This is a genomic window from Streptomyces afghaniensis (assembly GCF_044327915.1).
Taxonomy (GTDB): domain Bacteria; phylum Actinomycetota; class Actinomycetes; order Streptomycetales; family Streptomycetaceae; genus Streptomyces; species Streptomyces afghaniensis.
Genome location: NZ_JBIRGJ010000011.1, coordinates 1 through 13946, shown reverse-complemented (window position 1 = coordinate 13946; position 13946 = coordinate 1). Strand labels below are relative to the sequence as shown.

14 protein-coding genes and 1 pseudogene are annotated in these 13946 nt (G+C 70.4%); 8 read left to right on the top strand and 7 right to left on the bottom strand.

All coding sequences use genetic code 11. The annotated features are described in order from the left end of the window. Positions 1-7 precede the first annotated feature (7 nt). From ACH4G3_RS36560 to ACH4G3_RS36550, 3 genes are read left to right on the top strand one after another with little or no spacing between them, the layout of a single operon-like run. Entirely contained in the window at positions 8-931 is a 924-nt protein-coding gene (locus ACH4G3_RS36560) for a carbohydrate ABC transporter permease (protein ID WP_397628502.1), read from the top strand. 10 nt (positions 932-941) lie between these two features. Further along, positions 942-2291 (top strand): ABC transporter substrate-binding protein, encoded by a 1350-nt coding sequence (locus ACH4G3_RS36555; RefSeq protein WP_397628501.1) that lies wholly within the window; start codon positions 942-944, stop codon positions 2289-2291. Positions 2292-2319: 28 nt separating this feature from the next. Beyond that, positions 2320-3519, top strand: coding sequence for a Gfo/Idh/MocA family protein (locus ACH4G3_RS36550; RefSeq protein WP_397628500.1), 1200 nt, complete (start codon positions 2320-2322; stop codon positions 3517-3519). A 27-nt stretch (positions 3520-3546) separates the two neighbouring features. Here the strand turns inward: ACH4G3_RS36550 and ACH4G3_RS36545 are convergent, their stop codons facing one another. The 5 genes and pseudogenes from ACH4G3_RS36545 to ACH4G3_RS36525 all read right to left on the bottom strand — a co-directional run bounded on the left by ACH4G3_RS36545 (position 3547) and on the right by ACH4G3_RS36525 (position 7358). After that, positions 3547-4242, bottom strand: coding sequence for a L,D-transpeptidase family protein (locus ACH4G3_RS36545; protein WP_397628499.1), 696 nt, complete (start codon positions 4240-4242; stop codon positions 3547-3549). Positions 4243-4413: 171 nt separating this feature from the next. Continuing rightward, a pseudogene (locus ACH4G3_RS36540) lies at positions 4414-4635 on the bottom strand (SDR family NAD(P)-dependent oxidoreductase); the annotation flags it as partial. A 3-nt stretch (positions 4636-4638) separates the two neighbouring features. Beyond that, positions 4639-5553: an SDR family oxidoreductase gene (locus ACH4G3_RS36535; protein WP_397628498.1), complete on the bottom strand. Its 915-nt coding sequence runs from the start codon at positions 5551-5553 to the stop codon at positions 4639-4641. A 90-nt stretch (positions 5554-5643) separates the two neighbouring features. Continuing rightward, the gene (locus ACH4G3_RS36530; RefSeq protein WP_397628497.1) at positions 5644-6273 is read right to left on the bottom strand and encodes an MBL fold metallo-hydrolase; all 630 of its coding nucleotides are present in this window, start codon (positions 6271-6273) and stop codon (positions 5644-5646) included. Then, positions 6273-7358 (bottom strand): S-(hydroxymethyl)mycothiol dehydrogenase, encoded by a 1086-nt coding sequence (locus ACH4G3_RS36525; RefSeq protein WP_397628496.1) that lies wholly within the window; start codon positions 7356-7358, stop codon positions 6273-6275. The genes ACH4G3_RS36530 and ACH4G3_RS36525 overlap by 1 nt, the downstream gene beginning before the upstream one ends. Positions 7359-7541: 183 nt before the next feature. Between ACH4G3_RS36525 and ACH4G3_RS36520 the strand changes: the two genes are divergently transcribed. The 4 genes from ACH4G3_RS36520 (at position 7542) to gap (ending at position 11936) form a co-directional block, all read left to right on the top strand. Continuing rightward, the gene (locus tag ACH4G3_RS36520; protein ID WP_397628495.1) at positions 7542-9296 is read left to right on the top strand and encodes an ABC transporter ATP-binding protein; all 1755 of its coding nucleotides are present in this window, start codon (positions 7542-7544) and stop codon (positions 9294-9296) included. Positions 9297-9454: 158 nt separating this feature from the next. Next, positions 9455-9817, top strand: a complete 363-nt coding sequence (locus ACH4G3_RS36515; protein WP_397628494.1) for a nuclear transport factor 2 family protein — start codon at positions 9455-9457, stop codon at positions 9815-9817. A 31-nt stretch (positions 9818-9848) separates the two neighbouring features. Beyond that, positions 9849-10805: a GlxA family transcriptional regulator gene (locus ACH4G3_RS36510; RefSeq protein ID WP_397628493.1), complete on the top strand. Its 957-nt coding sequence runs from the start codon at positions 9849-9851 to the stop codon at positions 10803-10805. Between the two features lie 132 nt (positions 10806-10937). After that, entirely contained in the window at positions 10938-11936 is a 999-nt protein-coding gene (gene gap / locus ACH4G3_RS36505; protein WP_397628492.1) for a type I glyceraldehyde-3-phosphate dehydrogenase, read from the top strand. Positions 11937-11972: 36 nt separating this feature from the next. Here the strand turns inward: gap and ACH4G3_RS36500 are convergent, their stop codons facing one another. Then, on the bottom strand, positions 11973-12971 hold the full coding sequence (locus ACH4G3_RS36500) for a CU044_5270 family protein (RefSeq protein WP_397628491.1): 999 nt from the start codon (positions 12969-12971) through the stop codon (positions 11973-11975). A gap of 123 nt (positions 12972-13094) precedes the next feature. Then, positions 13095-13655 (bottom strand): RNA polymerase sigma factor, encoded by a 561-nt coding sequence (locus ACH4G3_RS36495; protein ID WP_397628490.1) that lies wholly within the window; start codon positions 13653-13655, stop codon positions 13095-13097. A 64-nt stretch (positions 13656-13719) separates the two neighbouring features. On the opposite strand from ACH4G3_RS36495, the gene ACH4G3_RS36490 reads away from it, so the two are divergent. Next, positions 13720-13946: cbb3-type cytochrome c oxidase subunit I (locus tag ACH4G3_RS36490; protein WP_397628489.1), on the top strand; the 227-nt coding region annotated here is incomplete at its 3' end.

Here is a 13946-nt window from a genome sequence, read left to right as displayed (position 1 = left end):
TACCGGTATGGCTGCCGTGACGACAACGACGTCGACGACCCTGCGACCGGTCCGGCGCAGGTTCCCCTTCGGGCGGGCCGCCGCCTGGACCGTGATGGGGCTGATCGTCCTCATCACCCTGCTGCCGTTCTACTGGATCCTGCGCACCGCGCTGTCCACCAACGCGGGTCTCAACGCCGACCCGACCAACCCCCTGCCCGTGGATCTCACCACGAGCGGCTTCGAACGCGCCCTGGGCATGCAGTCGGCCGAGGAGGCCGTCAAACAGGGCGGTGCCGGCGGCGGGCTCGACTTCTGGCGCTACCTGCTCAACTCCGTGCTGGTCTCGACCCTGATCACCGGCTGCCAGCTCTTCTTCTCCGCGATGGCGGCGTACGCCTTCTCACGGCTGCGCTGGCGCGGGAGGGACAAGGTGTTCGGCCTGTTCCTGGCCGGGATGATGGTGCCCACCATCTTCACACTGCTGCCGAACTTCGTGCTCATCAAGCAGCTGCACCTGGTGGACACGCTCCTCGGTATCGCGCTGCCCACCATGTTCATGGCGCCCTTCGCGGTGTTCTTCCTGCGGCAGTTCTTCATGAACATCCCCCGGGAGGTGGAGGAAGCCGCGCTGCTGGACGGCGCCGGGAAGGTCAAGATCTTCTTCCGGGTGGTGCTGCCGATGGCGTCCACGCCGATCGTCACGCTGGGCGTGCTGACGTACATCACCTCCTGGAACGACTACTTCTGGCCGCTGATGGTCTCCTACAGCGACAGCTCGCGGGTGCTGACCGTGGCGCTGGCGATCTTCCGGGCGCAGACCCCGGCGACCGGCGTCGACTGGTCCGGGCTCATGGCGGCGACGCTGATCGCCGCGCTGCCGATGCTGGTGCTGTTCGCCTGCTTCGCGCGCCGCATCGTCAGCTCCATCGGCTTCACCGGGATCAAGTAAGGGGACTGTGATGCGAATTCGTCTGCGTACGCTCGTCGCGGCGTCCGGAGCGCTGGCGCTGTCCCTGGTCAGCGGATGCGCGCAGGGAGGGGCCGCCGGGTCCTCCGCGAACACGGTCACGTACTGGCTGTGGGACGCCAACCAGCTGCCCGCCTACCAGGCCTGCGCCAAGGGGTTCGAGAAGGAGAACCCCGGACTGAACGTCAAGATCACCCAGTTGGGCTGGAGCGACTACTGGACCAAGCTCACCGCCGGATTCATCGCCGGCACCCAGCCGGACGTGTTCACCGACCACATCCAGAACTTCGGCCAGTACGTCGACCTGAAGGTCCTCGAACCGCTCGACGACCTCGGCATCGAGAACTCCGACTACCAGCCCGGCCTCGCCGCCAACTGGATCGGGAAGGACGGCCACCGCTACGGCGCCCCGAAGGACTGGGACACCGTCGCGCTGTTCTACAACTCGAAGATGACGAAGGAAGCAGGGCTCACCGCCGAGCAGCTGAACAACCTCGCCTGGAACCCCGAGGACGGCGGCACCTTCGAGAAGGCGATCGCCCACCTCACGATCGACAGGAACGGCAAGCGGGGCGACGAGCCGGGCTTCGACAAGAACAACGTCAAGGTGTACGGCATGGCCAGCAACGGCGGCGGGTTCGGCGACGGCCAGACCCAGTGGAGCAACTTCGCCGCCTCCGCGGGGTGGAGCTACCTGGACAAGCCCCGCTGGGGCACGAAGTACCAGTACGACAGCAAGACCTTCCAGTCGGTCGTCCAGTGGTACTTCGGTCTGGCGAAGAAGGGCTACATGCCGCCGCTGTCCGACTACAACGTCCAGTCCAACCAGGCGAACACCCAGGTCGCGGCGGGCAAGGCCGCCACAGCCTTCGACGGGGCCTGGATGATCTCCACGTACGCGGGCTTCAAGGGCCGGGACATCAAGACCGCCCTGACGCCGGTCGGCCCGACCGGCAAGCGCGCCACGATGATGAACGGCCTCGCCGACTCCGTCACCAAGGCCTCCAAGAACAAGGCGGGCGCCAAGAAGTGGGTGGCGTATCTGGCCTCGGACAAGTGCCAGAAGGTCGTGGGCGGTTACGGCGTCGTCCTCCCCGCGACGAAGGCCGGGACCGAGGCCGCCGTCGCCGCGTACCGGAAGAAGGGCATCGACGTCTCGTCGTTCACGAGGCCCGTGGCCGACAAGAAGAACTTCCGGACCTTCTCGTACCCGATCGCCAGTTACTCGGCGGACATGACGGCGCTCATGTCGCCGGCGATGGAGGACATCTACGGCAACGGCAAGCCGGTCAGCAGCCTCGACCAGACCAACGAACAGATCAACCTGATCCTCTCGCAGTGATCCCCGACCAGTGAAGGGCACGCCTTACATGACGTTCTCCATCGGCATCGTCGGCGCCGGACAGTTCTCGGGCCAGTTCGCCACGCTGTTCCAGGCCCACCCCGGCGTCAGCGCCGTCCACGTCACCGACCTGCTGCCCGAGAGGGCCGAACAACTCGCCGCCGCGCAGGGCCTCGCCGGCACCTTCCCGTCGTACCAGGCCATGCTGGAATCGGAGGACGTCGACGCCGTCGCGATCTTCACGCAGCGCTGGACGCACGGTCCGCTGGTGCTCCAGGGCCTGAACGCCGGCAAGCACGTGTACTCGGCCGTCCCCATGGCGATCAGCACGGAGGAGATCGCGGCGATCATCGACGCGGTCAAGGCCACCGGGCTGACGTACATGATGGGCGAGACCAGCGAGTACAACCCGGCGACGGTCCACGCCCGCAACCAGATCGCCGAGGGCGCCTTCGGACGGCTCTTCTACGCCGAGGGCGACTACGTCCACGACATGGACCTGGGCTTCTACGAGGCCTACCAGTACAGCGGCGGCGAGAACTGGAAGGCCACCGCCAGCTATCCCCCGCTGCTGTACCCGACGCACGCGGTCGGCGGGGTGCTGGGTGCCTGGCGGACACACGCGGTCAGCGTGTCGGCGATCGGTGTCGTCGACGACCGCGGCGACGGCGTCTTCGACAAGGAGATCAGCCAGTTCGGCAACGACTTCTCCAACGCCACCGCGCTGTTCGAGGTCGCGGGCGGCGGCTCGTTCCGTACCAACGAGTTCCGGCGGGTCGGCTACCCGTCGCACATACGGGAGTCGCGTTTCCGCTTCTTCGGCACCGAGGCGAGCATGGAGCAGCTCGCCACGGTCGCCCTGTGGCAGGACAAGCAGGGGGTGAAGGACATCAGCGAACTGCTGGAGCCCAAGCCCACCATGGCGCCCGACGACCCGTCGCTCCAGCACATCGCGCCCGAGCTGCGGGCCGCGTTCACCTCCGGGTCGGCTCCCGTGCACGACCGTGCGCGGCTGCCGAGGGAGTTCGACAACCTTCACAACGGCCACGAGGGCAGCCACCACTTCCTGGTGGACGACTTCGTGACCGCCGTCAACACGCGCACCCTGCCGTCGGTGAACGCGTGGGTGGCCGCCCGCTACACCCTGCCGGGCATCATCGCGCACGAGTCCGCACGGCAGGGCGGGGTACGGCTGGAGATCCCGGACTTCGGGGACGCGCCGCTGTAAGGGGCGGGTCCGAGCCGGGTGCCTGGATCAGGTGCCCGGCTTGCGGCCGTACACGAAGACGTCGTCGTTCTTCTTCAGCAGCGACCAGTACTTCTTGGCGTCGGCCTTGGTCATGTTGACGCAGCCGTGCGAGCCCGGCGGGTTCCACATGCTGACGCCGACCGAGTGGAAGGCCTGGCCGCCGTCGAAGAACTGGGCGTAGGGCATCGGCACGTCGTAGATGGACGAGACGTGGTCGATGTTGCGCCAGTAGATCTTCTTCAGGCCGGTGCGGGTCTCGTAGCCGTCGCGGCCGGTGCGGACCGGGACGGGCCCGTAGACGAGCTTCTTGCCGTCCTGGATCCAGCTCAGCTGGAGGCTCAGGTTCACACAGGCGATCCGGCCCTTGTTCACCGGGCACTTGCCGTCCTTGTTGGGGTTCTTCCCGACGGCCTTCTGCTTCTGCATCAGGTCCATCACGCCCCAGGTGACGGGCCCGGCGTAGCCGGCGTTCGGGGAGATGCCGTGCTTGGTCTGGAAGGCCTGGATCGCCTTGCAGTCGGCGGCGGACTGCTTGCCGTCGACCGGGCGGCCCAGGAACTTCTCGACCTGCTTCTGGTACGGGCCGGTCTTGGTGGTGCAGCTCGCGGCCGCGGCCGGACTGGCACCGAGTGCGAGTGTGAGCGGTGCCACCAGTGCGGTGATCCCGAGTGCGACGGCGCCCCGTCTGCGTACGTCCCCCATGGTTGGTCATGCCCTTTCGGAAGTGGTCACACGGTCTGCGATCCCTGCCAGCTAGACGGGCATACGGGGGGTTCGGTTGTGCGGTGTTCCAGCCTGCGACGAAACGGTGACATACCTCACCGCTCAGCGGACCCGGCTATGGCCGCAGTGCGTGGTGGAAGCCCATGTTGACTCGTCGCGGCCCTCCCAGGCGGTGGTGCGCACGGTCCCCGGTGCCACGAGGTTGACGCGGACGCCGCGTGCCGCGGCGTGCCCGGCGAGGGTGCGGGTCAGGGAGACGAGGCCGGCCTTCGCGGCGCTGCAGGCGTGGTTGCCGAAGTCCTGGAGGCCGTTGACCGAGCCGATGGAGACGACGGCGCCGCGGCCGGAGGCCGCCAGGTGCGGCAGGGCGGCGTCTCAGCGGTAGCCGGTCGTGTCGGCCGGCTTGCCCGCGTCCTGCACCTCGACGAGGTAGCGCCAGGCGTCCGGGCGGCTGCCGTCGAGGTCGGTGAAGCCGTACTCCTGGGCGAGGCCGCCGCTGGAGAGGGAGCGGCCGTTCCAGCGCGCCACGTCGGGGTCGGCGGCGAGCGCGACCACGGCCCGGCCCACGTAGCGCGGCGTCTCCGAGATGGCGAAGTGGGGGACGCGCTCCAGGGCGTCGCGCCAGTTGTCCTCCCGTACCCCGAAGGCGTCGAGCATCATCTCCGAGCGCAGCCAGCCGGGGGTGAGGGCGACGGCGGTGGCGCCGCGCGGGCCGAGTTCGTGGCCGAGGGCGAAGGCCATGCGCAGGACGGCGGACTTGGCGAGGTCGTAGAAGAAGTTCACCCGGTAGTTCTCACCGTTGTACTCGGCGGTGCCGTCGGTGACCTCGACGACCAGGCCGCCGGGGTTGCGCAGCAGCAGGGGCAGGGCGTGGTGGCTGGTGATCGCGTGTGTCTCGACGGCGAGCCTGAGCAGGCGCAGGCCGTTGTCGAGGTCGTGCTCCCAGAGCGGGCTCTCCCACTCGAAGAGCTTCTCGCCGCCCCAGATGTCGTTGACCAGGACGTCCAGGCGGCCCTGCTCGTCGGCGATCCGGTCCACCAGGGCCCGGACCTGCGTCGGGTCGAGGTGGTCGGCGGGTACGGCGATGCCCTGCCCGCCGGCCTCGGTGACCAGGTCGGCGGTGTCCTCGATGGTCTCGGGCCGGTCGTACTCCGAGCGGCGGGCGCGGGTGGTGCGGCCGGTGACGTAGACGGTCGCGCCTGCCGCGCCGAGCTCCACCGCCATGCCCCGTCCGGCGCCCCGGGTCGCACCGGCGACCAGTGCGACCTTGCCCTTCAGTGGAGCTGACATGTCCGACCTCCCGTGACCGTGGCTGCTCGTCTCCTCCAGGGTGACGGGTAAGCCGGACATCTTCTGTCGCCTTTTGCGGGCGACACGCGGTCAGTGGCCGCGGGTGATCCACTCCTGAAGGTGCGGGGCCTCCGCGCCGATGGTCGTGGAGTCCCCGTGGCCGGTGAGGACCTTCGTCCCGGGCGGCAGCGTGAGGAGGCGGTCGCGGATCGAGTCGATGATCGTCGGGAAGTGCGAGAAGGACCGGCCGGTGGCGCCGGGGCCGCCCTGGAAGAGGGTGTCGCCGGTGAACACGGTGGCGAGCCCGGGGTCGTACAGGCACACGGCTCCGGGCGCGTGCCCCGGGGTGTGCAGGACCCGCAGGTCGGCGCCGCCGGCCTCGATCACCTGGCCGTCGACCAGCCAGGCGTCGGGCTCGCGGTCCGGGTGGGTCTGCTTCCACAGCGGCAGGTCGTCGTGGTGCAGCCAGATGGTGGCTCCGGTGCGCTCGGCGAGGGCGGGGGCGGCGTCGATGTGGTCGTTGTGGGCGTGGGTGCACACGATGGCCGTGAGCCGGCGGTCTCCGACGGCCTCGGCGATGGCGTCGGCGTCGTGGGCGGCGTCGATGACGATCGCCTCGTGGTCGTCGCCGACGATCCAGACGTTGTTGTCGACGTCCCAGGTGCCGCCGTCGAGGCTGAACTGCCCTGAGGTGACGAGGTGTTCGACGCGCGGGGCCATCACAGCACCACCACCGAGCGCAGCACGTCGCCGTGGTGCATCCGCTCGAACGCCTTCTCCACCTCGTCGAGCTGGATGGTCTCGGTGACGAACGCCCCGAGGTCCAGGCGCCCTTGCAGGTGCAGGTCGATCAGCATGGGGAAGTCGCGGGAGGGCAGGCAGTCGCCGTACCACGACGACTTCAGCGCCCCGCCCCGGCCGAACACGTCCAGCAGCGGCAGTTCGAGTTTCATCTCGGGGGTGGGCACGCCGACCAGGACGACCGTGCCGGCGAGGTCGCGGGCGTAGAAGGCCTGCTTGTACGTCTCGGGTCGGCCGACGGCCTCGATGACGACGTCGGCGCCGAAGCCGCTGGTGAGTTCGCGGATCGCCTCGACCGGGTCGGTCTCGCGCGAGTTGACGGTGTGGGTGGCACCCATGGTCCGTGCGGTGGCGAGTTTGCGGTCGTCGATGTCGACGGCGATGATCTTCGCCGCTCCGGCGAGGCGTGAGCCGGCGATGGCGGCGTCGCCGACGCCTCCGCAGCCGATGACGGCGACCGTGTCGCCACGGCCGACGTTTCCGGTGTTGATCGCGGCGCCGATGCCGGCCATGACGCCGCAGCCGAGCAGCCCGGCCACCTGCGGGGCGACGGCCGGATCGACCTTGGTGCACTGCCCGGCAGCGACGAGGGTCTTCTCGGCGAAGGCACCGATGCCGAGGGCCGGGGACAGCTCGGTACCGTCGGTGAGGGTCATCTTCTGCCCGGCGTTGTGGGTGTCGAAGCAGTACCAGGGCCGCCCGCGCAGACAGGCCCGGCACTTCCCGCACACGGCACGCCAGTTGAGGATCACGAAGTCACCGGGCTCGACGTCGGTGACGCCGTCGCCGACCGCCTCGACCACGCCCGCGGCCTCGTGGCCGAGCAGGAAGGGGAAGTCGTCGCTGATGCCGCCCTGCTTGTAGTGCAGATCGGTGTGGCACACCCCGCAGGCCTGGACGCGCACGACCGCCTCCCCCGGGCCGGGATCGGGCACGACGATGGTCTCGATCCGTACCGGCTCGTCCTTGCCGGGTGCGATCACACCGCGTACTTCCTGCGCCATTGCTGACTCCTTCGTCGGCCCGGATGCCTTCCTTCCCGACCCTACGCGCGACTGATCAGTAAGGGATGAGGATCGGCCACCCGCCGTGCCGTATCACCAGCTCACACGCTGCCCGAAAACGCCGGGCACCGCACCCGGCGGCCCCCGTAATCTGACAGCTCCGCCCGACGCCCAAGGAGCGACGTGAGCATCGCAGAGACCGACATCGGCACGCCTGCCTGGCGGCTGCTCCTCGACTACGTACGGCCGCACCGCCGGTCCCTGTTCGCCGGGGCCGTGCTCTCGCTGGTCACCGGGGCGACCGGGCTGATGCTGCCGCTGGTGGCGCGGGGCCTGATCGACGATCTGGCGCACGACCGGGCGATCACCGGCGCGCTGCTGGCGATGTCGGCCCTGGTCGTGACCAACGCGGCGGTCGGCGCGCTGGGTTCGTACGTGTTGCAGCGCACCGCCGAGTCGGTGGTGCTCGGCGCGCGGCGCGCCCTGTCGTCGTATCTGCTGAGGCTGCGGATCACGGCCGTGGACCGCAGCGAACCGGGCGACCTGATGGCCCGCATCACCTCGGACACCACCCTGCTGCGCGCGGTCACCACCGACTCGCTGGTCGGGCTGGGCACGGGCGGACTCACGCTCGTCGCGACGGTAGTGATGATGGGCCTCGTGGAACCCGTGCTGCTGGGCGTCACCCTGGCCGTGATCGTGGGCGCGGGTGTGATCCTCGGCGTGATCGTGCCGCGTATCAACAAGGCGAGCCGGCAGGCGCAGGACGCGGTGGGGGTCATGGGTGCCTCGCTGGAGCGGATCCTCGGCGCCCTGCGCACCGTGAAGGCGTCCGGTGCCGAGCACCGGGAGGAACGCACGCTGCACGAGGCGGCGCAGGAGTCGTGGCGGCAGAGCGTGCGGGCCGCCAAGTGGTCGGCGGCCGCGGGCAACACGGCGGGGCTCGCCATGCAGATCGCCTTCATCACGGTGCTCGCGGTGGGCGGCGCGCGCGTGGCGACCGGTGCGATCGACGTGGGCACGCTGGTCGCGTTCCTGCTGTTCGTCTTCTACCTGATGTCGCCGATACAGCAGGTCGTCGGCGCCGTCACGCAGTACCAGACGGGCGCCGCGGCCCTCACCCGCATCCAGGAGGCGCTGCGACTGCCCGCCGAGCCGACGGCCGCGGCCGCCCCGCTCCCCTCCCCCGGCGCACGGCCCGCCGCCCTCGCCTTCGACGACGTCCGCTTCCGCTACGCCGACGATCTGCCGTACGTCCACCACGGCGTGACCTTCGCCGTGCCCGCGCAGGGCATGACGGCGTTCGTGGGCCCGTCCGGCGCCGGCAAGACCACCGTCTTCTCGCTGATCGAGCGCTTCTACGAGCCGGACTCCGGGGTGATCACGCTCGACGGACGCGACCTCGCCGACTGGGAGCTGACCCAACTGCGCGCCGCGATCGGCTACGTGGAGCAGGACGCGCCGGTCCTGTCGGGCTCTCTGCGGGACAACCTGCTGCTGGGCAATCCGGAGGCGGACGACGACGCCCTCGCGCGAGTGCTGAAGACGACCCGTCTCGACGGTCTGGTCTCCCGGCTGCCCGCCGGCCTCGACACGCTCGTCGGGCATCGTGGCACCAAGCTGTCGGGCGGCGAGCGCCAGCGTGTCGCCATCGCCCGGGCGCTGCTGCGCCACCCCCGGCTGCTCCTGCTCGACGAGGCGACCTCGCAGCTGGACGCGGTCAACGAGGCGGCGCTGCGCGACACCGTCGCGGACGTGGCCCGTACGACCACGGTCCTGGTGGTGGCACACCGGCTGTCCACGGTGACGATGGCCGACCGGATCGTGGTGATGGACGCGGGCCGGGTCCGGGCGGTCGGCACGCACCGTGAGCTCGTGACCGCCGACCCGCTCTACGCCGAGCTGGCCGCGACGCAGTTCCTGGCGTCGGAGGACTGAGACGGCGGGCGATGGACACGGGCGGACGGTTCCGCTCACCCCTCGCAGCCCAGTGGTCCGGCTCCGTTTGCCGAGCCCGCCGGACGGGAGGAGCCTCGACAGGAGAGGCCCCTCGCGGCCCGCTTCCGACGGGTCGCGGCCCTTCGAAGGAGGTCATCATGGGAACCGCGGCAGAGCCGGCCTTCGACAGAGAGACACTGCGCCAGGGTGTGGAACAGAGCCCGGACCTGCTGCTCTCGCTCTACGCGGACGACGCGGAGTTCCGCATCGTCGACCACACGACCCAGCCCAGCCATCCCAAGGTCCTGCACGGCCGGGACGAGATCAGCCGGATGCTGGAGGACGTCTACAGCCGCGACATGACGCACAAGCTGGAGCGGTGCGTCATCCAGGGCGACGAGGCCGCCTACAGCGAGAGTTGCGAGTACGCGGACGGTGTGCGTGTCCTGTCCGAGTCCATGCTGTCGCTGCGGGACGGCAAGATCACCGAGCAGACCCTGGTCCAGGCCTGGGACGAGTAAGAGCAGGAGGAGATCGACGTAACCTCTTCCTGTGCCAGCCTCCCGCCTGCATCGCGTCGCCGTCCTCGTGCTCGAGGGTGCGAAACCGCTCGATGTCGGAATTCCCGCGCAGGTCTTCACGACCCGCGCGAGCATGCCGTACGAGGTGCGGGTGTGCGGGGCGACACCCGGCCTCGTGACCGGCGGCGACGGCCTCGCGTACTACGTCGCCCACGGCCTCGACGCGCTGGCGTGGGCCGACATCGTCTTCGTCCCCGGCTACCGGTTCCCGGACCGCGACGACCCGCCGCGGGCCGTCACCGAGGCACTGATCGCCGCCCACGACCGGGGCGCGCGGCTCGCCGCCATCTCGACGGGTGCCTTCGCGCTCGCCGCCACGGGCCTGCTCGACGGCAGGCGTGCCACGACGCACTGGCACTACACGCGGGCCCTCATGGCCAGGCATCCGCTCGTCAAGGTCGACGAGAACGTGCTCTTCGTCGACGAGGGCAGCGTGCTCACCTCGGCCGGCGCCGCCTCCGGCATCGACCTGTGCCTGCACATCCTGCGCGGCGACCTCGGAGTGGCCGCGTCCAACCACGCGGCCCGGCGTCTGGTCGCGGCCCCCTACCGCAGCGGCGGCCAGGCCCAGTACGTGCCGCGCAGCGTCCCCGAGCCGCTCGGCGAGCGGTTCGCCGCCACCCGCGAGTGGGCGCTGCACCGGCTCGGCGAGCCCCTCACCCTCGACATACTGGCGCAGCAGGCGGGGGTCTCGCCGCGCACGTTCTCCCGGCGCTTCGTCGAGGAGACCGGCTACACGCCGATGCAGTGGGTGATGCGCGCCCGCATCGACCTGGCCCGCGAACTGCTGGAGCGTTCGCAGCGCGGCGTCGAACAGATCGCCACCGACGTCGGGCTCGGCACCGGCGCGAACCTGCGCCTGCACTTCCAGCGCATCCTCGGCACCACACCGAGCGAGTACCGGCGCACCTTCACCCGGGGCGAGTGACCCGCCCGGCACCGGGTGGCGGGCGTGGCGGGATCCCTGTGTGGCGCGATCCTTTTGAACCGTGGCGATCCCGCCACTGTCCTGTGCTCCGGCCGCGGGCGAGCCTGGTCTCGAAGGGAAGGGACATCACTCATGACTCGCATCGCCATCAATGGATTCGGCCGCATCGGACGCAATGTGCTGCGCGCACTGCTGGAGCGCGACAGCGCCCTCGAGGTCGTTGCCGTCAACGATCTGACGGAGCCCGCAACTCTCGCCCGGCTGCTCGCCTACGACAGCACGGCCGGCCGGCTCGGGCGCCCGGTGACCGCCGACGGGGGCACCCTCGTCGTCGACGGCCGCCGGATCACGGTGCTGGCCGAGCGCGAACCGGCGCAGCTGCCGTGGGCCGAACTCGGCGTCGACATCGTCCTGGAGGCCACCGGCCGCTTCACCTCGGCCAAGGCCGCGCGGGCCCACCTCGACGCGGGCGCGAAGAAGGTCCTCGTCAGCGCGCCGTCGGACGGTGCCGACGTCACGCTCGCGTTCGGGGTCAACACCGACGCCTACGACCCTGACCTGCACACGATCGTCTCGAACGCCTCCTGCACCACCAACGCGCTCGCGCCGCTGGCCGCGGTCCTCGATGAACTCGCCGGTATCGAGCACGGGTTCATGACGACGGTGCACGCCTACACGCAGGAGCAGAACCTGCAGGACGGTCCGCACCGCGACGCCCGTCGCGCCCGGGCCGCCGGCGTCAACATCGTGCCGACGACGACCGGCGCCGCCAAGGCGATCGGCCTGGTGCTGCCGAACCTCGAAGGCAAGCTGTCGGGCGACTCGATCCGCGTGCCGGTGCCGGTGGGCTCGATCGTCGAACTCAACACGACCGTCGCCCGCGACGTGACGCGCGACGACGTGCTGGCGGCGTACCGCACCGCGGCGCAGGGGCCGCTCGCCGGCATCCTCGAGTACTCGGAGGACCCGCTCGTGTCGTCCGACATCACGGGCAATCCCGCCTCGTCGATCTTCGACTCGGCCCTCACCCGCGTCGACGGCCGCCACGTCAAGGTGGTCGCCTGGTACGACAACGAGTGGGGCTTCTCGAACCGCGTGATCGACACGCTCGAGTTCCTCGCCACCCGCTAGGACGATGACCGTCGCCGCGCTGCTGTGCGGGCGTGATCAGCGCATCCAGGCGCTGTACGACATGACGTCGCCCTTCTTGACGCCGTACTCGGGTTCGGCGATGGAGAAGGTGGTCTCCAGGCCGAGGACGGCGCCGGTGACCGGGTCCATGATCAGCATGTGGTGGGCGCCGGGGCCGTCGTACACGTACGCCTGACCGCGTCGCCCGAGGCGGTCGGTCACCTGACCGACGGGCCGCAGCCCCTCGGTGCCGGCAAGGAGACGGGCGAGGGCCGCGGTCTCCCGGGCACCGAGGGTCCAGTGGTCGAGCAGCACCGCGACGGCGTCCAGCAGTTGGGGCGTGGTCAGCGGAGTGTCCGTGTACTGAGCCTCCGTCAGATAGGCGCGCAACCGGGCTGGGTCGTGCGGCGGCGGGGACTGGGGCGGGGCGTCGCTCCAGCTCGGCGGATAGGTCTGGTCGCTGAGGACGTGCCCGTCGTCGACGAGGTGCGGCTCGCCGCCCGCGCCGGAGAGGACGGGGCGACCCGGGTGTCGCGGATCGGTCGCGACGACGAGCTCCGTGTGACTGCCGTCGGACTTCCAGCGCACGATGCGCTCCTCGGGCACGGTGATCGGGGGCTTGTCGTCCGACATGCCCATGCTCCAGGACTGCACGTGCGTGCCCTTGCGCAGACGGGGCGAGCCGTCGGCGGCGGCCTGTTCGGCGCGCTCGGCCAGCCGGTCCAGGGGCAGGGGTGCGGATCCGGTCTGCACGACCAGCGGTCGGGGTGCGGCGGCCGCCGGTGTGGAGTTCGGGCCGCTCAGTACGAGGGTCAGCGCCAGGGCGGCGACAACGGCCGTGGCGACGAGCCCCCAGGCCAGCCGGGGCCGGCCGGAGCCGGGCAGCAGCCGGTCCCGCAGACGCCGGGAGGGCCGCTCACGCAGCAGCCGCTCCAGCCGGCGCTCGGCGCCGTGGTCCAGGGGGCCGTCGCCGAAGTGGGGGCCGTCGGACGGCACCGGGTTGGCACCGCGCAGCAGTTCGAGTTCGTCAGCCATGGCCGTGTTCCTTAGAGGCGTTCACGTGGGCGGCGGGCAGAGGGCGCGTGTCCGATGCGTTGGCGAGGCGTGCCGGCGGTGGGTCGTCTTCCGCTGCGACGCGGGGCGTGGAGAGGACGTCGGTCATCGTCGTTCCCCCTCGCCCAGTGAGCGTCCCGTCCCCGCCATGCCCGCCCCGTCCGTGGGACGCATCCCGTCGATCTCGGCTCTGAGGCGGCGGCGGGCCCGGTGCAGCCGCATCGCGGCGGCCCGCCTGCCGCAGCCGAGGGCGATCGCGACCTCGTCGATGCCGAGTTCCTCCCAGGCCGTCAGGCGCAGCACCTCCTGGTCGGCCGCGGAGAGCCGGGCCAGTGCCTCGTGCACCCAGGCGCCGGGCGTGTCGGCCTCGGGGCCTGCCGCGACGTGCCGTCCGTGCGCGGTGTCGTCGTTGCCGAGCCGGTCGACGAGCCGACGGCGGCGTCCGTGGCCGCGCACCGCGTTGGCCAGGCAGTTGCGTGCCACGCCGTACAGCCAGGGCAGCGGGGAGGAGGGCAGATCGGCCCGGCGCCGCCAGGCGACCGTGAACACCTCCGCCACCACTTCCTCCACCTCGCCGGCCCGCCCGTCCAGTCGCCGCGCGACATAGCGGCTGACCGCCCAGTAGTGCTCGCGATAGGCAGCGGCGAAGATCTCGTCGTTGCTCATGTCCCGTTCGTGTCCGGCACCTTCCCGATCGTCACACCCGATTCTCGTGATGCTCGTCGCGTCCATGAAGTGTGACGTCCGGGCGGGGGTCGGACACAGGCGGGGCATGAGGCACCTGAAGTGGCTGACCACCACGGATCACAAGACGATCGGCACGCTGTACCTGGCCACGTCGTTCGCGTTCTTCGTCATCGGCGGCGTGATGGCGCTGTTCATGCGCGCCGAGCTCGCCCGGCCCGGTCTGCAGATCATGTCGAACGAGCAGTTCAACCAGGCGTTCACGATGCACGG

What these genes read in the sequence shown, in the direction of transcription:
- ACH4G3_RS36560 (WP_397628502.1), top strand. Translation starts at nt 8, where the DNA reads ATGGCTGCCGTGACGACAACGACGTCGACGACCCTGCGACCGGTCCGG.
- ACH4G3_RS36555 (WP_397628501.1), top strand. Translation starts at nt 942, where the DNA reads ATGCGAATTCGTCTGCGTACGCTCGTCGCGGCGTCCGGAGCGCTGGCG.
- ACH4G3_RS36550 (WP_397628500.1), top strand. Translation starts at nt 2,320, where the DNA reads ATGACGTTCTCCATCGGCATCGTCGGCGCCGGACAGTTCTCGGGCCAG.
- ACH4G3_RS36545 (WP_397628499.1), bottom strand. Translation starts at nt 4,242, where the DNA reads ATGGGGGACGTACGCAGACGGGGCGCCGTCGCACTCGGGATCACCGCA.
- ACH4G3_RS36535 (WP_397628498.1), bottom strand. Translation starts at nt 5,553, where the DNA reads ATGTCAGCTCCACTGAAGGGCAAGGTCGCACTGGTCGCCGGTGCGACC.
- ACH4G3_RS36530 (WP_397628497.1), bottom strand. Translation starts at nt 6,273, where the DNA reads ATGGCCCCGCGCGTCGAACACCTCGTCACCTCAGGGCAGTTCAGCCTC.
- ACH4G3_RS36525 (WP_397628496.1), bottom strand. Translation starts at nt 7,358, where the DNA reads ATGGCGCAGGAAGTACGCGGTGTGATCGCACCCGGCAAGGACGAGCCG.
- ACH4G3_RS36515 (WP_397628494.1), top strand. Translation starts at nt 9,455, where the DNA reads ATGGGAACCGCGGCAGAGCCGGCCTTCGACAGAGAGACACTGCGCCAG.
- gap (WP_397628492.1), top strand. Translation starts at nt 10,938, where the DNA reads ATGACTCGCATCGCCATCAATGGATTCGGCCGCATCGGACGCAATGTG.
- ACH4G3_RS36500 (WP_397628491.1), bottom strand. Translation starts at nt 12,971, where the DNA reads ATGGCTGACGAACTCGAACTGCTGCGCGGTGCCAACCCGGTGCCGTCC.
- ACH4G3_RS36495 (WP_397628490.1), bottom strand. Translation starts at nt 13,655, where the DNA reads ATGAGCAACGACGAGATCTTCGCCGCTGCCTATCGCGAGCACTACTGG.